Origin of the sequence: Sodalis ligni (assembly GCF_016865525.2) — a bacterium.
GTDB lineage: Bacteria > Pseudomonadota > Gammaproteobacteria > Enterobacterales > Enterobacteriaceae > Acerihabitans > Acerihabitans ligni.
This window is the reverse complement of record NZ_CP075169.1, coordinates 4,600,807-4,618,527: the sequence shown is the minus strand read 5'-3', so window position 1 is coordinate 4,618,527 and position 17,721 is coordinate 4,600,807. Positions and strand designations below refer to the sequence as shown.

Annotated in this window: 10 protein-coding genes; 7 read left to right on the top strand and 3 right to left on the bottom strand. The window is 56.9% G+C overall.

Annotated features, from left to right (window positions below; genetic code table 11):
- The first annotated feature begins 2,281 nt into the window (after positions 1–2,281).
- Together GTU79_RS21650 and GTU79_RS21645 are read left to right on the top strand one after the other, a co-directional pair.
- Complete coding sequence (locus GTU79_RS21650; RefSeq protein WP_214513349.1) at positions 2,282–3,694, top strand: hypothetical protein; 1,413 nt, start codon at positions 2,282–2,284, stop codon at positions 3,692–3,694.
- The gene (locus tag GTU79_RS21645) at positions 3,691–6,603 is read left to right on the top strand and encodes a filamentous haemagglutinin family protein (RefSeq protein ID WP_214513348.1); all 2,913 of its coding nucleotides are present in this window, start codon (positions 3,691–3,693) and stop codon (positions 6,601–6,603) included. The genes GTU79_RS21650 and GTU79_RS21645 overlap by 4 nt, the downstream gene beginning before the upstream one ends.
- Before the next feature lie 192 nt (positions 6,604–6,795).
- Here the strand turns inward: GTU79_RS21645 and GTU79_RS21640 are convergent, their stop codons facing one another.
- Entirely contained in the window at positions 6,796–7,815 is a 1,020-nt protein-coding gene (locus tag GTU79_RS21640) for a LacI family DNA-binding transcriptional regulator (RefSeq protein ID WP_132926403.1), read from the bottom strand.
- A 361-nt stretch (positions 7,816–8,176) separates the two neighbouring features.
- On the opposite strand from GTU79_RS21640, the gene ascF reads away from it, so the two are divergent.
- The 3 genes from ascF to GTU79_RS21625 all read left to right on the top strand — a co-directional run bounded on the left by ascF (position 8,177) and on the right by GTU79_RS21625 (position 12,199).
- Complete coding sequence (gene ascF / locus GTU79_RS21635; protein ID WP_203524714.1) at positions 8,177–9,643, top strand: PTS cellobiose/arbutin/salicin transporter subunit IIBC; 1,467 nt, start codon at positions 8,177–8,179, stop codon at positions 9,641–9,643.
- Positions 9,644–9,688: 45 nt separating this feature from the next.
- Complete coding sequence (locus GTU79_RS21630; RefSeq protein WP_203524713.1) at positions 9,689–11,122, top strand: 6-phospho-beta-glucosidase; 1,434 nt, start codon at positions 9,689–9,691, stop codon at positions 11,120–11,122.
- A 414-nt stretch (positions 11,123–11,536) separates the two neighbouring features.
- Positions 11,537–12,199, top strand: a complete 663-nt coding sequence (locus tag GTU79_RS21625) for a hypothetical protein (RefSeq protein ID WP_214513347.1) — start codon at positions 11,537–11,539, stop codon at positions 12,197–12,199.
- Between the two features lie 453 nt (positions 12,200–12,652).
- Here the strand turns inward: GTU79_RS21625 and GTU79_RS31035 are convergent, their stop codons facing one another.
- Both GTU79_RS31035 and ppk1 read right to left on the bottom strand, forming a co-directional pair.
- Entirely contained in the window at positions 12,653–12,778 is a 126-nt protein-coding gene (locus tag GTU79_RS31035; RefSeq protein ID WP_275956905.1) for a hypothetical protein, read from the bottom strand.
- Positions 12,779–12,907: 129 nt separating this feature from the next.
- Entirely contained in the window at positions 12,908–14,986 is a 2,079-nt protein-coding gene (gene ppk1, locus GTU79_RS21620) for a polyphosphate kinase 1 (RefSeq protein ID WP_203524775.1), read from the bottom strand.
- A 66-nt stretch (positions 14,987–15,052) separates the two neighbouring features.
- Between ppk1 and GTU79_RS21615 the strand changes: the two genes are divergently transcribed.
- On the top strand, positions 15,053–15,364 hold the full coding sequence (locus GTU79_RS21615; protein ID WP_203524710.1) for a hypothetical protein: 312 nt from the start codon (positions 15,053–15,055) through the stop codon (positions 15,362–15,364).
- A gap of 154 nt (positions 15,365–15,518) precedes the next feature.
- Positions 15,519–17,345 (top strand): methyl-accepting chemotaxis protein, encoded by a 1,827-nt coding sequence (locus GTU79_RS21610; protein WP_203524709.1) that lies wholly within the window; start codon positions 15,519–15,521, stop codon positions 17,343–17,345.
- The last annotated feature ends 376 nt before the right edge of the window (positions 17,346–17,721 follow it).

Below are 17,721 nucleotides of genomic sequence, written 5' to 3'. Positions count from 1 at the left end.
GTGGCGGCGCCGCAGTTCCAGTCCACCACGGTTCAGCTTGATGATGAAGGGAATACCGCCTCAATCATGACGCCCATCGCCGACACCGGACAGGTGGTGATGCAAAGCGGCAGCGTGGTGGAGGCGCAAGGAGATGTCGACGGCGCCGAGCCGGCGACGCTGCTGTTGGGCGGTACCCAATCGTCGCTGCCTATCCTGCCTGCCACGTCGCTGGTGCAAAATATCAGCAGCCTGGCTACGCTACTGGCAAGCTATTATACCGCCCTGGACGCCGATCTGGGCAGTATGATCCGGGTGTCCGACGGCAGCCCGGTCCGGGTGCAATTGCCCAATACGGCCCAGGTCAGTCCCGGCGGCATCGACGTTACCGACAATCTCAATACCGCCAATCCGGTTTATCACATCGATTTGCCGTCCATGTCGGGGACCGGCGGCGTCACCGGCGCGGTCATCCAGTCCGGTGCGCAGGTCCGGGGCGGCAATGGGCTGACCCTGGTGTCCACCGGCGATGTCACAGTCCAATCGGGAGCGGAATTATCCGGCAACAACATCACCGCCCGCAGCAGCGGTATCAGCGTGCTCGGTGCCGGCGCCGCCGTCCCGGCCTCCGGGATGGTGATTGACGCCGGCATCCTGGCGGAGCTCGAACAAGCGCAGGCCCTCGATTTGCAAAGCTACGGCGCCATCGCGTTCCTGGGGGATGTGACCTTTGATATGTCGGGAACCGACAGCACGCTGACCCTGGGGGGCGGCAGCCTGTCCGGTAACGGCGGTACGGTGAGCATCAGCGCGCCGACGCTGACCCTGGATAACGAACTGGGGGGCGCGGCGCCGACGCTGTCCGCCGGTTCGGGTTCCTTGGCGCTCGATACCAACGAGTTGATCTTCGCCGACGGGGCCAAGTCCATCAGCGGCTTCGGCAACGCCGTCTTGACGGCGCAGCAAGCCATTTTCGGCCGGGGCGCCGGCAGCATGGACTTCGGCGCGCTGCCGGTCACGCTGCAAACGCCGACGTTGATAGCGGACAGCGAATCAAATCAAACCCTGACCACCACCGGGGCCTTGAACGTATTGCCCACCGGCGGCGCGGTGACGGCGTCGGATGCGCTGGGGGGCGCCATCACCCTGCAAGGGGGCGCGGTGACGGTGGCGGTGCCGGTTCAGGCCCAGGGCGGCAATATTGCCCTGGACGCCGGCGCCGGCGATGTCACTCTCACCGGCACCGGCCAACTGATTGCCCATGGCGTCGCCAAACAATTCGGCGCCACCACGGAATATGCCGCCGCCGGCATCATTGATTTGACGGCGGCGAAGGGTACGGTGGATTTGCAGGCCGGATCGGTGACGGATTTCGCCGGCGCGGCGGGCGGCGGCGACGGCGGCACGCTGGCCATCTCCACCGGCGGCGGCACGTCGGTGAGCTTCGGCGGCACCCTGCTGGGGGCCAGCGCGCCTACCGGCGCCGGCGGTACCTTCGCGCTCAACAGCGCGGCGGCAGTGGACCTTGACAGCCTGGTCCAGGTCCTGACCGATGCCGGCGTCAGCGGGGTGATTACCGTTGACGCGGCCCAGGGCGATCTGTCCCTGAGCCGGACATTGGCCGCTTCCCATATCAGCTTGACCGCCGACGGCGGCAACGTCGATGTCACCGGCGCCATCAATGCCCACGGCACCGCCAGCGCCGCCGGCGAGATTGAACTCTATGGCGCAAAAGGCGTGGACATTGAAGGCGTCCTGACCGCCGCCGGCTCCCCCAACAGTCCGAAGGCCGGGGGACTTATCAACATCGGCACCACCGGCACCGGCAGCACCACCTCGCTGAACGCGGTCTACGGCTACGAGAACGTGGATCCGTCGGCGTCCGGCGTCATTACCGTGGGCCCGGCGGCGGTTATCGACGCCGCCGGCGGGACTGTTACCTTCCGGGCACCGATCCTGGACCGCGAGAATGCCCAGGGCGCCAACGTCAATATCAACATCGCCTCCGGCGCCAGTGTCTCGGGGGGCGCGGTACAGTTGGACGCCTATGGGGTGTGGAGCACCGCCGATCAAAGCGCCAATCCCAACCAGCACTTTGACGGCATCGTCGACCCGGCGGGCTGGTATGGCGCCCACGGTACGCTGACGGCGGGCGCCTTCACCGATATCAAGGGCAATCCGGTCGCCACCTGGGACGGCGCCACGCTGGTGAACCAGGACGGCACCGGCAACAGCCTGGCCTATTACCTGGCCAACGACTACTTCGCCCCCACCGAGGCCAACGCCGCCCATGGCATATTCTATGGCGGTTTTGATCCGAACGGCGGACCCGGCGCGTCCCGACGCCGGCAGCCTGCCGGCCTTTGTCCAGCAGCCGGGCTTCCAGCTGGCGGGCATTTTTAACGGTATCGCCAACGTTACCGCCCGCCCCGAGATCGACCTGGTGAATCCCGGCACGGCCCAACGCGGCGTCAACGGCGGCGACATCAGCGTGCTCACCAACTGGGATCTGGGGGCCGGCGTGTTGAACCCGGACGGCAGCCAGACCCTGGCCTACCGCTACCAGGGTGTGGTTGCCCCGATTATCACCCTGCGGGCGGCGGGGAATGTCAAGTTGGACGCCTCCATCAGCGATGGCTTCTTCCAAACCGCGGACGTTAGCCTGCCCACCGGGGCAACGGGCGGACCGCCGACCTATCAGGGCGCAGAGACCAATTATGCCGCGATTGCCGGCGGGCAGGGGGATCTCAGTTCTCTGACTGAAATAACATTTTATAACGGGACATCGGAATTGATCGGACCGGTGGATCCCAACATCGCCCTGGCGGCGCCACAACCTAATGGCAGCAGCGAGTACTACCAGGATTACAATGACTACGTGAACCAGCTCTATTCGTTCTGGGGCGCCCTGATCGGCGAGTTCCAGGGTTACGGCACCTTCATTCCCCTTGCTGCACCCTCCGTTCCGGTGCCGGAACCCACGCCGCCGGCCGCGTCGGATCCGAGCTATGCGGCGGATTATCAGAATTACCTGTCGGCCTATACCGGTTGGCTGACCGGTCAGTTCAACCTGGATAATATCCAGACCGCCGGAACGCCGCCGCCGCCGGCGCCGGCGCTACAAACCTCGCAATATGAAAATTATGTCGCCGCGGATTACGCTTATTTGCTTAACGACATCAATTACCTGATCGATTGGAATACGGTGTACACGCCCTATATGTTCGCCCCCACGGCGCCGACCTTTATTATGGGGGGCGGGTCCGGGGCGAGCGTGGCGCCAAACGCCAATGCGCCGTCGAATATGGGCACCTCCGCCGATCCGTTGCCGGTGCAGTTCGCCGCATTGATGAGCGGACAGAGCGCGTCCTACCGCATTGTCGCCGGCGCCGCCGGCGGCAGCGCCAATCCGCTGGCTGTAACGGCGCCAGGGGCCGGCAGCGTGTTGATGGACGGCCATACCGTGCTGAATCATATTAACGCCACCGATGCCGTGATCGTGGCGCCCACCACTCTGCGTACCGGCACCGGCTCCATTGATATCGCCGCGGCGGATGATTTCGAACTGCTGGACCCGCTGGCCCCCGGCGTGGTCTATACCGCCGGCGCGCCGGCGCAAGCGGTCGCCGACAACGGCAGTTCCCTAGCCCTTGGCCAGGGTGCCTTCACTCCTCAGGGCGGCAATCCCCCCAGTCCGGGGTCAGCACGGTTATGACCTCGGAGGTGAACCCGACCGAAGGCGGCGATATCCGCATCCAGGCGGGCGGTAATATTATCGGCATCGAGGGCGTCACCGATACCCTGGCCCTCGGCGGCGCGGACAGCGCCGGACTGCCCTCCGGCGTAAGCAACAGTCCGGGCAGCTTCCTCGGCCAGTTCTGGGGCCCCTGGCTGCTGAGCGACCCGAAAAACCCGGGCGTGGCGTGGTACGTGAATTTCGGCAGCTTCGATCAGGGGGTAATGAGCATCGGCGGCAACGTCAGCATCAGCGCCGGCGGCGATATTCACGACCTGGCGGTATCCACCCCCACCACCGGCTATATTGACAGCGCGAACGCCCTGCATGTCACCGGCGGCGGCGACCTGTCCGTCACCGCGGAGGGCAGTATCTACAGCGGCGATTTTTATGTCGGCCGGGGCGCCGGCTCAATCCGGGCCGGCGGGGCCATCGCCCCGGACTTCAGCTTCACCGACAGCACCGGTTCTTACCCGGTGCCGACCCTGCTGGCGCTGCAATACGGCGCTATCGACGTCGAGGCGCGGCAGTCGGCGGATATCGGCGGCGTATTCGACCCCACCTATATCGGCAGTTCGCCCGTCAGTTCGTACCAATCGTTCTATGACACTGCTCCGGTCAGGTACGGCCCTTATTTTACCACGATGGGCCCGGACAGCGGCGTGTCCATTCAGTCCACCGCCGGGGAACTGACGTTCAACTCCCTGCTGGCGGAACAAGGGATTTTCAATCTGGGACGGCCGAGCGGCTCGGGCGCCGCGACCGTCATCAGCCTGCTGCTGCCGGCCTCCCTCAACCTGGCGGCGCTGGACGGCGGCATCGATATCCAGCACGGCGGCGGACTCTACCCTTCAGCCAGCGGCTCGCTGACTATCGTCGCCGACCAGTCCGTCGACCTGGCCATTCCGATGCTTAGCGAACAGGGACCTTACGGCGGAACGACCTATCAATTGCCGGCGTTCACCGGGGATATCTCCGGCACGTCGCTGGGCAAACTGGACGAGACGGTGGGGGACGGCATTCTGCCCACCGCGACCGATCCGGAACAGGGGGATATCTCCCAACTGGCGCCGGCGCAGGTGCGCGACCCGGCCCTGGCGCAGGACGATGCCACCGCCTCGGTGCTTATCTACTCCCTCACCGGCAGCGTGGCGGACGGTGAGGTCTCCGGCTACCCGGCAGGGGGAGGCGCGGGCGCCACGACGGGACAGATTAGCCTTATCCCCAATGCCCCGGCGCAGATCTATGCCGCCCAGGATATCCTGGACCTGCCGTTCTACGGTGAAAACTTTAACGCCAACGACATTAGCAGCATCATCGCCGGCCGGGATATCCGTTATAACATTCTGGGCAACGGCCAGCCGGCTGCCATTGAACTGGCGGGTCCGGGCACGTTGCAGGTGGAGGCCGGCCGCGATTTTGACCTGCAAACCCAGCGGATCGCCGGATCGCCCCAGAGCGGTATCCGCACCCTCGGCAACGCCGTTGACGCCAACGCCGATCCGCTCGGATTGCCGTTAGGCCTGTCGGTCCAGAAGGCCAACCCGGCAGCCTACGACTACGGTAATCCCAATTTGCCCGATGGCGGCGCATCGGTAAGCGTGCTGTTCGGCGTCGGACCGGGTATCGACCAAGGGGCGTTTATCCATGATTATATCGATCCCGCCGGCGCGCAAGCCACGCCCTCCGGCCAGGAGGCGCTGCTCGCCTTCATGGCGCAATATGACGCTGCCGCCGGCGAACCGCAAAACGCCCCGCAAACGGCCGGGCAGGCCTGGGCCGCGTTCCAGACGTTGCCGGCCAACCGGCAACAGCAGCTGGTGGAGCAGGTGTTCATTGATATCCTCAACCAGACCGGCATCGACTACAACGACCCCGACAGCCCGGCCTACCACTCCTATGCCGCCGGCTATCAGGCCATCAATACGCTGTTCCCGGCCGCTTCAGGTTACACCGCCAACAACCTGACCGGGGGCAGCAACGGCGCCAACCAACTGGTCTCCACCGGCGATTTCGATATGCGCGGTTCGACGTTGCAGACGCAGCAGGGCGGTAATATTGATGTGTTCGGGCCGGGCGGACGTATCCTGGTGGGCAGCTCGGTGGCCAGCCCGGCCACCAATCCGTCCAGCGAAGGGATACTGACGCTGGAGAGCGGCAACATCGCCACATTTACCGACACCGACGTGCTGGTGGCGCAAAGCCGCGTGATGACCGAACAGGGAGGCGGTATCCTGATGTGGAGCTCCAACGGCAATCTGGACGCCGGCAAGGGAGCCAAAACCTCGGTATCGGCGCCGCCGCCGCTTTATGCCTGCGATATCACCTTCTATTGTACCGTTGATATCAAGGGCGTGGTCTCCGGCGCCGGCATCGCCACTCTGCAATCGCTGCCGGGGGTGCCGGCGGGCGATGCCAACCTGATAGCGCCGCGCGGTACGGGGGACGCCGGGGCTGCGGGCATCCGGGTGTCCGGCAATCTCAATATTACCGCGCTGCAGGTGCTCAACGCCGCCAACGTGGATGTGGCCGGTAAGGCGGTGGGCCTGCCGGCGCCGGCCACGGTGAATATCGGCGCGCTGACCGCCGCCAGCCAGGCGGCCAGCGGCGCGGTGCAGGCGGCGGAACAGATATCACGGCAAGCACAGCGCAACCAGCCATCGATTATCAGCGTGGAAATTCTCGGTTACGGTGATGAGGGGCTTGCGACAAGCACTGCCGGCGTGAGCGCAAGCGCTTCGCCGCGGTCGTCCGGGGACCGGGCAGCCAATGCGGTCAATTACGATCCGGCGAGTCCGGTGCAATTGGTGGGGGTGGGGCAAGACGTCGTCTCCGACCCCACGGTGCAACTGACTGATGAGGAGCGGCATCGCCTGCAGTCAAATTGAAGATATGATAAGCGATTGTGTTGACGGACGGCGCAAATAATGGAAATTAAGCAGGCGCAGCGCCACGGAGGGCCGTGCCTGTTGATTTAGCCGTCACATGAAGGGGGGATGTCCATTGCCCGCTTGCCCTGAACCCTGCCGGATCATGTTTGTGCCGCCACCACGCACTGACCCTATCGAGTATCCCACTCCCTATCTGTCCGCCCAGGGCCCTTTCGCCACGGAATCACGAATCATCAACTCCGCGATGAAGGTTTGGCGTTTGTTGATCTCCCCGCCATCCAGTATGTCGACAAGTTTATCAACGATGGCCGCGATCATTTCGGATACCGGAATCCGTACGCTTGAAAGCGACGGCCGGCAGTAGGGCGCCATAGGGATATCGTCAAAGCCCAGCAAGGAGACCTGGTGGGGTACGTCGATACCGGCATCGCTCAGCGCTTTTAGCGCACCGATGGCCATATCATCGTTGCTGGCCACCATTGCGCTGAAGGACACCCGTTTGTCGAGCAGGCTGTGCACCGCCGCGGCGCCGCTGGCGGGAGTCCATTTGCCCTGGTAGATGCGATCGTTGTTTAACGGGATCCGGCGCCCCTCGAGGGCCGCTTTATAACCGGCCAGGCGCTGCAGGCCGGTGGGGGAATCCAGCGAGCCGGTAATAAACGCGATCTCCCGATGGCCCAGCTCAAACAGATAATTCACCGCGCGGAAGCTGGATTCCCGGTGATCGGTATATATGCAGTAGCTGTCATTTTTGAGCAGCTTGCGGTTGATAACCATAATGGGCTGTTTGTGCTGATGAATGATTTCATCAAGGGCATCAATACTGATAAACCGCGGATAGATAATAATGGCATCACAGCGCAGATCCAATAAGAACTGGATCGCCGCCCGCTCCTCTTCGGCGCTGTGCTTGCCGTCCGCCAGAATAAGCTGGCGGCCGTGATCTTCCGTCATTCGCGCCACCTGGAACAGCAGTTCGCTGAAATAGGTGCCATGGTAAAGCGTGTTGGTCACCACCAGGCCGATGCTTTGCGATTTGCTGGTGGCAAGGTTGCGCGCCAGCAGGTTGGGGCGATAACCGCTCTCTTTGATGGCCTTGAAGACGCGCTCCTTGGTGGCAGGGCTGACATAACCGTTGCCTGACAATACCCGCGAAACCGTCGCTTTGGAGACGCCCGCCTTGTGCGCCACTTCGAGCATTGTCGTCATATCGTCTCTTTTACCACTTCACGTATTGTCGTCATATCGTCTCTTTTGCCAACAAAAGCTCGCGGCTCAGTTTACGTGATTTATGCCGGCGTTTCAGCAATCCCGTCATGTCGGCCCTTGGGCAGAACTTAGCGCTATTTTTTTATAGTACTGTTTTTAAAAGTAAAAATACAATCCACTGTGTAGACGGTCAATTTAGTGACAGTGTTCACAAATTTAACATTTTGTAAATTTTAGCTATTGCCAATTTTATCTAAATTAATCATTCTTTTGTGAAACCGGTTTCTTATGTCAATCATTTCTTCTTGAATTTTTCATTGAGAAATCTCCGTATTTCCCGCTACTGCGAGATAAAAATTAAATGGCGAAGAACTACGCGGCAACCGCAAAATCCATTGTCGAAGCCATCGGCGGTTTTAGCAATATCGAGGCTTTAACCCACTGTATGACGCGCCTGCGTTTTGTGGTTAAACATACAAATCAGGTGGATACCGCGGCCCTGAAAGCCATTGATGGCGTGATGGGCGTGGTGCATAACGAAAGGCAGTGCCAGGTGATTATCGGCAATAACGTCGCGCTGGCCTACGCCGAAGTGCTCAAGCTTGGCCAGCCCGGGGGAACCGGGCCGGCGGCCGGACCGGAGAAAAAAAGCCGAATAACCCTCAGAGGCATCGGCGCCGGCATTCTTGACGCCCTGATCGGCACCATGTCGCCGTTGATTCCCGCGATTATCGGCGGCTCGATGGTGAAACTGCTGGCGATGATCCTGGATATGGCCGGGATATTCGACAAGGGTTCGTATACGCTGGCCATTCTTAACGTCATGGGGGACGGCGCGTTTTTCTTCCTGCCCATCATGGTGGCCGCGTCCGCGGCGGTGAAATTTAAAACCAACCTGTCGCTGGCGATAGCCATTGCCGGCGTGCTGGTTCATCCGGCGTTTATCGATCTGATGGCCAAGGCGGCGCAGGGGCAGCCGGTGGAATTCGCGTATATCCCGGTAACCGCGGTGAAATACACCTATACGGTGATCCCGGCCCTGTGCATGACCTGGATACTGTCTTATATCGAAAAAGGCATTGACCGAATTACGCCGGCGGTGACCAAGAATTTCCTCAAACCGATGCTGATTGTGCTGGTGGCCACCCCCATCGCCATTGTCATCATCGGACCGCTGGGTATCTGGATCGGCAGCGGTATCTCCGCGGTGGTGTATACCGTCCACAGCTATCTGGGCTGGCTGTCGGTGGCCATTATGGGGGGGCTGTGGCCGCTGCTGGTGATGACCGGCATGCACCGCGTTTTTACCCCGACCATCATCCAGACTATCGCGGAAACCGGCCGGGAAGGGATGGTGATGCCGTCGGAGATCGGCTCCAACCTCTCCTTGGGCGGTTCTTCCCTGGCGGTGGCCTTTCGCACCAAAAACCGGGAGCTGCGCCAGACCGCGCTGGCGGCGGCCGCGTCGGCGATTATCGCCGGCATTTCCGAACCGGCGCTGTACGGGGTGGCGGTGCGTCTGAAGCGGCCGCTGATCGCCTGTCTCATCAGCGGATTTATCTGCGGCGCGGTGGCCGGCATCGGCGGGCTGGCAAGCCATTCCATGGCGGCGCCGGGCCTGTTCACCAGCGTACAGTTTTTTGATCCGGCCCACCCCATGAGCATGGTCTGGGTGGTGGGTGTGATGATTCTGGCGGTGGTTGTCTCGTTTATCACCACGCTGATTCTGGGCTTTGACGATCTTCCGCAGAGCGAGCCGCCGGCGGTTTCCGGCAATGCGCCACGGGCGGAGCCCGAAGTGAGCGCGCTGAAAGGCCAGACCTCCTGAACCGGCTTTTGCAAACCATGACAATTTAGAAAAAAGAGGTATTACATGTCCGACAGCAGGTTTCCGGCGGGTTTTTTATGGGGTGGCGCGCTTGCGGCGAACCAGTGCGAAGGCGCGTATCGCGAAGGAGGAAAAGGCCTGGCGACGGTGGATATGCTTCCCCACGGCCCCCACCGCATGCCGGTGAAGCTGGGTCTGGAAAAGCGTTATACATTGCGCGGGGATGAGTTTTACCCAAGCCACGACGCCATCGATTTTTATCATTGTTACCGGGAAGACATTGCCCTGATGGCGGAGATGGGGTTCACCGTCTTTCGCACTTCTATCGCCTGGAGCCGCATTTACCCTAAAGGGGACGAGACGGCCCCAAATCAGGCGGGCATCGACTTCTATCGCGATTTGTTCCTGGAGTGCCGCAAATACGGCATCGAGCCGCTGGTGACCTTGAGTCACTTTGATGTGCCGATGCATCTGGTCATTGAATATGGATCCTGGCGCGACCGGCGCATGGTGACGTTTTTTACCCGTTATGCCCGCACCTGTTTTGAGGCGTTCAACGGGCTGGTGAAGTATTGGCTGACCTTTAATGAAATCAATATTCTGCTGCACAGTCCTTTCTCCGGGGCCGGGTTGGTGTTTGAAGCGGGTGAGAACCCCGAGCAGATAAAATACCAGGCGGCCCATCATGAGCTGGTGGCCAGCGCCCTGGCGACCAAAATCGCCCACGAAGTCAATCCTGGAAATCAGGTGGGGTGCATGCTGGCGGGGGGCAATTTCTATCCCTATACCTGTAAACCGGAAGACGTCTGGGCAGCGCTGGAAAAAGATCGTGAAAACCTGTTCTTTATTGACGTGCAGGCGCGGGGCGCCTATCCGGCTTATGCTGCGCGCGTGTTCCGGGAAAAAGGCGTCAGCATCGTTATGGAGGAAGGGGATGCGGCGATTTTACGCCGGCACAGCGTGGATTTTGTCTCTTTCAGCTATTACGCGTCCCGCTGCGCCGCCGCGGACATGGATGAACACAACACCAGCGCCGCCAACGTTGTAAAATCATTGAAAAATCCGCATATTGCCGCCAGCGAATGGGGGTGGGGAATTGATCCCCTGGGACTGCGTATCACCATGAACATGATGTACGACCGTTATCAGAAGCCGCTGTTCCTGGTTGAAAACGGCCTGGGCGCGCGGGATGAAATCAATGAAAACGGGGAAATCATCGACGACTACCGTATCGGCTATCTGCGTGAGCATATCAGCGCCCTGGCCGATGCCATCGAAGACGGCGTCCCGGTGATGGGTTATATCATGTGGGGATGCATTGACCTGGTATCCGCGTCTACCGGCGAGATGAGCAAGCGCTATGGATTGGTGTATGTGGACCGGGACGATAACGGCAAAGGCACCCTGGCCCGCAGCCGGAAAAAATCCTTTTACTGGTATAAAAAAGTCATCGCGTCCAACGGCGGCGACCTGGCCTAATGCCGATCCGTGTTTACCCGGCGCATTGGTGCGCCGGTCCACGTTATGAAACTCTTAACTGAATGATGCATTAAGTGTCCATGTGAAATGTTTTTATTGACCTGCCTAATTTTTTAATGCTTTGCTAATAACACTTGCAAGTTTATAAATCAGCCGACTTATTAAAATTATCGGGATAACTGGGAAAGTATATTTTAGAGCTATACCCTATATTGTCTGGTTAATTATTATAGACTTGTCTGTAAAGCGACGCGCTGGAATAAACTATTTGCCTATAACCAAGGTAGGTCTTATAGTGATGCAAATGCTTAAGACCCGATAAGAATGTTAGCTTAAAGGTTTGATGTTTATGCTATTGATATATTGATAGCAAGCATGACTTATTGTTTTAATCCATCTCAGAAAGGACTCACCATGAATGAAATCAATACGCCAAGGACTTGGAGTTGTTTTCCCTGTTGCTCATTATCAAACACAAGGGAACCCAATCCTACCCAAGATGGGGGTATTCACGTCCAGGGGGCAGCGAAACCCGCCTCCCCCCCCGCCGCTTCCGCTGAAGGTCCTGTAACAACTCAGCCAGGCAAACGTTTCGTGACGGTGGTTGGGCCGATATCGAACCGGACCGTGGCCAGTACGACTGCCCAGCCGGCGGATCGCATCCAGCCTTCGGCGGCCGGATCATGTGAAGACATTATCGGTAGCCGAAGGGTGGGCAACGTCAATATTCTGGCTACCGGGGGTATTCAGCCAGACAGCTTTATAAAAGATTTTAACCAGCGCTGCCAGGACAGTATGTTTGACTTGGCGGGCAACCATGCCAGCGTCGTTAAGCAGCGCTTTGAACAAAATTACGGCCGGGATATTTTGCATGATTTCAAAGACTATGCGGTAGTGAATTTCATTATAACTGAATATATCAAACGGCATGCTGATGTATCTCCAGAGGGAGTTCGTGGATTTGATAAGATTAAAAAAACGTTTGGCACCCTATTAAAAACGGATCCTTTAAATAGAAAATCAATTTTTTCTAATTCCAGAAATACTGCAAATCGGAGAAAATATCGCTGTCCATAAAGCAATGTATTGAACTTTTATTTAATAAAAATGATTTCGGCCCTGGTGATTTTATGCTGCAAGAGCTGGTTCTCGATTTTATTTTATTATTTCACTTTTCTAAAGAAAATGTGGATGTCAAACAGATTTTTAATCGCAAAGAAGTGCTGAGGTTTTGATATCACCGTATAGAGCCTCGTTAGCAAGTGGTCGGGACTCGCGTATAAACGGTCACTGTAGAGGTGATAATAGAGGATATATCAGCGTCATAGCATCAGATCTTGACTATATCCGTAGTAGTGTGGCAGAGCTGGTCTTGACAACAACATCTTTTGGAGAAAGTTAGCCAAAACATCCTTTCAGGATATTTTGGCTTTGGGCCAGTCTGTGAATGAGCAGTCGTCCGCGCCTTGATTGACCTGACTTCCACCCTTTCACTGTTGCAGTGCGTCCGGTAAGGGCGTCGGTTAAAAATTATTTAAGTACAGACACCATGGCATCGCCACGGCCGCCGTGGCCGCCGTGACCATGCCACCAAGGACAGCCATTCAGGGACACGGTGATTGCAATAATACCGATACACATCAGAAAACGTCGCATAGTTAACTCCTTTTAAAGGTAGTTCAAGTATTATCCATAAAGAGAATTAATCAATGCGGCCAGCCGGTTTATTAAAGAATTGTAATGTGCCCGGCGGCGAACGAATCGCTCGGACGCCCGGCATGTTCTTCATTCAACAGCGCATTTATCGAGGACAGCGGCCTGTGTGTCATCAGACTGCTCGGGGTTTTGCAGGTAATGATAGACCGCATACTGCCCGCGCACTTTGCGCCGCCGTCCGCGCTGGACATAGTGGTTACTCATCTCCTGATCGAGGATGCGCGCTTTTACCGTGTCGCTGAACAGCAGGTCAAGAATATCGTTTACCTGATTGCGCAATTCGTCGCTGAGCAGTTCCACGCCCACTTCGATACGGTTATCAATATTGCGGGTCATCCAGTCGGCGGAAGAAAGAAACAGCCGGGGGGCACCTTTATTTTGGAACTGATAGACCCGGTCGTGTTCAAGGAACCGATCGAGGATGCTGATAACCTGGATATTCTCGCTGACGCCCGGCACACCCGGGGCTAGCGTGCACATGCCGCGTACCAGCAGGCGAACGGGCACGCCGGCGGCGGAGGCGGCATACAGCCGCTCTGTCAATCCCGTATCCACCAGGTTATTGACCTTGAGCCTGATCCCCGACGGCAGACCGGCGGCGGCGGCGGCTATTTCGGCATCGATTAACCGGTACAGCCGGATGCGGGCATTCAGCGGGGACACAATAAGCCAGTTGAATTTTACCCGCCGGTAGGGATTCTCGATAAAACTGAACACCTGCCGCACTTCGTTGGTGATGCGTTCATCTTTGGTCAACAGAGCGTAATCCGTGTACAGCCGGGCGGTGCTTTCGTTGAAATTGCCGGTGCCCAGATGGGCATAGCGCACCAGCTTACCGTCTTCGAGGCGGCTGATGAGAAACAGCTTGGAATGTATTTTCAGCCCCGGCACCGAAAAAACGACCTGCACGCCGGCGCTTTTCAGCCGGCGCGACCATTCCAGATTGGCTGCTTCATCAAAGCGGGCCTGGAGCTCCACCACTACCGTCACCTTTTTACCGTTGCTGGCGGCATGAATCATGGCGTCCATTACCCGGGAATGCCGCGCGACCCGATAAATATTGATCCTGATGGTGACCACGCTGGGATCGAAGGAGGCATGACGCAGGATTTCAAGCGTATGTTCAAAGGTATGGTATGGGTAATAGAGCAGGATATCCCGTACGCTGATGGCGTCGAACATATTGCGGTAACCGGTGAAATGCGGGTGTTGCAGCGCGGGTAGGGGCTCGTTCACCAGCCGTCGCTTGCCCATATCGGGAAAGCGGATGAAGTCGCGGAAATTATGATAGCGTCCCCCGGCGATCACCGAGTCGTGATCTTCAATGCCCAGTTTGTCATACAGCATGGTCAGCATATCCGCCGGCATATCGCGCTGATACGTCAGGCGCACCGGCTCCGCTTTCAGCCGCTGTCTGAGTCCGGAAGACATCATTTCGGGCAGGCTGGTATCGGTCTCCATGGTCAGGTCGAATTCCGCATCGCGGGTCATTTTCATTGAATAGGCCTGGATGGTATCGTAATCGAAGAACACGCCGAAAATGTCATCCAGGCAAAGACGCATCACGTTATCCAGCAGGATCAGCGGCCTGCGGCGCCGCGATCCGGCGTCGGCGGGCAGGGAAATAAAACGCGATGTCTTGTCGGAAGGAATCTCCAGCATGGCATAGCGCGCCGACGCGCCCTGGATCATTTCCACCACCAGATAGGTGTATTCATCACGCAGGAAGGTGACCAGGCTGGTATCGGGTTCAATCAATATCGGAAAAAGCAGCGTTCGCAGCGACTGGCGAAAATAATTTTTCAGCCATTGACGCTGCGCTTCGGAAATCTGGTTTTCATTCAGCAGAAATATCTGGTTGCGCGCCAGTTCACGGAGCAGGTCATTATATAAAGCGTCGAATTTATCGTTGCTTTGCCTGATGCGCTGTTGTACCTCGTTCAGTAGCCATATGTCGGTATCCGTTTCCAGGGCCTCGCTGATGAGTCGCCGCCGCCGCAAATCGGCAAAGCGGACCTTATAAAACTCATCGCGGTTGCTGGAGTAGATGCCCAGGAAGCGGATACGCTCCACCAGAGGGTTGTGGGGATCTTCCGCTTCCTGCAGAACCCGTTCGTTAAAGGCGAGCCAACTCAATTCCTTGTCCATATGAATGTTATGGGGCACGGCAACTCCTTGTATAACAGACAATGATGAGAGTTATTATGGGAGTCGTTGATGACAATTATTCGTGTCTGGCCTCAGATTCATAAAAATATTTTATTCTCGTCATGTGCCGACCGGATACCCGGTCAGCGCACCCAAGCCGGGCGCAAAGCCGGTTCAGGCTGGGGCAATCAGCGCATTGAGTCGTTCAATGGCGCAGCGGACCGCCAGCCGGCGGCCCAGACGGTCGTACCACTGCGCAACATGGGGATGGTTATCCTGGGAGATTCCGGCGGTTTTCCGCCGTGCCGGCGCGCTGTCTTGGAAATATCCGCTGGGTTTATTAAAAACAATCCCCTGCATGAACTCGAAAATAGCTAAAACGCCATTATTAGGCAACTGCCATAATAATCATAGGCGCATGTGCAGCCGGCACGAAATAGCCTAAAGAACTGGACGAAATGGCCGATAGCAAGGTTGAACATTTTATTATGTATTCGACGTCTGGATAGGTTAATTTATATGGAAAGATATTATGATTAATTTAAAAAGTAAAATAAACAGCTTTAAAGTATCCCATAAGCTCTACTTGGGATTTGGCATTATTTTATTATTGGTGGTTATTTCCTCAGGATTAAGCGTACAACGGTTTAAGTCCATACGCGATATTTATGAAAAAACCAATTTAATCTATAATATCAATATCGATGTCTTCCAGGTTAAAGTCAATCGCGTTAAATATCTGTATTCACTTGATGACGGCGTACGTAAGGTGATGGCCGGGTTTATCGATCACGCCACCTTGCTGACGCAAGAAGCACAGGCGTTGCCCTGGGATAAAACCTCCCGCGATAATCTTGATGGTATTGCCCTGTATCTCGGCGATTTTAATAAATCATTAGAGAATATGAGCGCTTACGCCAAGAAAATGGTTGAGATTAAATCGCAATTGCATGACCTGTATAGTGAGAATGCCATCGACGCCTTCAAAACCGCCTTGCTTACCCAGACACTGGGTGCGGATTTGGAGAATAAACTCAATGGATTTGCCTTATCTTTTAGTGAAATCAAAGAAAACGCCTACAATCTGCAGCTGAAAGGCAACGATGATGCCCTGGCCCTGCTGCAAAAAAATTATGCGGATGATGAGAAAAAATACCAGGACTTGGCCGCCAGCCTGACTCCGGAACAAAAATTGCAGTTCGATACTTTGTGGGGTTATTTTGGCCGATATAAGAATCTCAGCGAGACCTATTATACAAACTACAAGAATTTAAACGCGGCCGAAAACAACGTCAAGGCCGCCGGGGATAAGAGCAGTGCCGCGGTTAAAGTCATTATCAATGCCGTGCAGAAAAAAAATGATGCATTGGCCTATGGGTCGGCAAGCATTACCATTATTATAGGCTTTATCGCAGTGATTTTCGGCGTTTTGGTTTCCTGGTATATCACCCGGCAAATTACCCGGCCGGTGCTGAACAACCTGGCGGTTGCCGAGCGTATCGCGGATGGCGATCTCAGCGGGTCGATAACCTCCGATCGTAATGATGAACTGGGGCAGCTTACCGCGTCCATGGCGCGCATGAATGCCAAGCTGCGTACGATTATTTCCGATGTGCGCGACTGCGTCGGCACCGTGGCGTCGTCGGCGGCTAAAATCGCCATGGGCAACACAGATCTTTCCTCACGCACCGAGCAGCAAACCACCGCCGTGGTGGAAACCGCCGCCAGCATGGAGCAGCTCACCTCGACGGTGAAAAACAATGCGGAAAACGCCAAACATGCCAGCCTGATCGCCGGCGAAGCCACTCAAAATGCCCATCAGGGCGGTGAAGTGATGAAAAATGTCGTCACGACCATGGACGCCATTTCATCCAGTTCAAAGAAAATCTCCGATATTACCGCCGTCATCAACAGCATTGCTTTCCAGACCAATATTCTGGCGCTTAACGCGGCGGTGGAAGCGGCGCGCGCCGGTGAACAGGGCCGCGGATTCGCGGTGGTGGCCAGCGAAGTGCGCAGTTTGTCGCAGCGCAGCTCACAGGCGGCGAAAGAAATCGCCATGCTTATCGGCGAGTCCGTTTCGCGCATTGACGCGGGTTCCGCACTGGTGGCGCAGGCCGGCGATACCATGAAACAAATAGTCGCCTCGGTCATGCGGGTGAATGATATTATGGGGGAAATTTCTTCCGCCTCGGAAGAGCAGAGCCAGGGAATAGAACAAATCGCCCGCGCCATCGGTGAACTGGACACCACAACCCAGCAGAATGCCGCCCTGGTGACCGAATCCTCAATTGCCGCCGGCACGCTCGAGGATCAATCGGCGGTACTGGAAAAACTGGTGGCCAGCTTTATTTTATAGCGGCTGCCTGTATGAACTTAGATTAACATCGGTCGGGCGAAACGATACACGCCTGGCTGATTTGGAAAATCCCGCGGATAAATCCCTGTCCGGACCTGAAGCCCGGACGATAACGCTCGCTGAACCACAGTTCACCTCCACGATAAATCAAGATATTCGCTAGATTCAAAATGATATATTCATATATTGTCGTTGTTAATAAAGAGTAAAGGTCGGTGCGCTTCATTAAAATGCGAAATATCTCGAAAATTTATATTGCGCTTCAGTTTCTCGAAATGGTGTTTATATTCTGTAGATATTCACACCGCTACAGTGCGCCGATGAAAACTTTCCCCACACCCCATGATTCGTTATTCAGGAAATTTTTTGGCGATGT

Excerpts from the sequence above, each read along its gene's own strand:
- ascF (WP_203524714.1), top strand. The coding sequence starts at position 8,177 with ATGGCGAAGAACTACGCGGCAACCGCAAAATCCATTGTCGAAGCCATC.
- GTU79_RS31035 (WP_275956905.1), bottom strand. The coding sequence starts at position 12,778 with ATGCGACGTTTTCTGATGTGTATCGGTATTATTGCAATCACCGTGTCC.
- GTU79_RS21630 (WP_203524713.1), top strand. The coding sequence starts at position 9,689 with ATGTCCGACAGCAGGTTTCCGGCGGGTTTTTTATGGGGTGGCGCGCTT.
- GTU79_RS21650 (WP_214513349.1), top strand. The coding sequence starts at position 2,282 with ATGGCGGTTTTGATCCGAACGGCGGACCCGGCGCGTCCCGACGCCGGC.
- ppk1 (WP_203524775.1), bottom strand. The coding sequence starts at position 14,986 with ATGGACAAGGAATTGAGTTGGCTCGCCTTTAACGAACGGGTTCTGCAG.
- GTU79_RS21640 (WP_132926403.1), bottom strand. The coding sequence starts at position 7,815 with ATGACGACAATGCTCGAAGTGGCGCACAAGGCGGGCGTCTCCAAAGCG.
- GTU79_RS21645 (WP_214513348.1), top strand. The coding sequence starts at position 3,691 with ATGACCTCGGAGGTGAACCCGACCGAAGGCGGCGATATCCGCATCCAG.
- GTU79_RS21625 (WP_214513347.1), top strand. The coding sequence starts at position 11,537 with ATGAATGAAATCAATACGCCAAGGACTTGGAGTTGTTTTCCCTGTTGC.
- GTU79_RS21610 (WP_203524709.1), top strand. The coding sequence starts at position 15,519 with ATGATTAATTTAAAAAGTAAAATAAACAGCTTTAAAGTATCCCATAAG.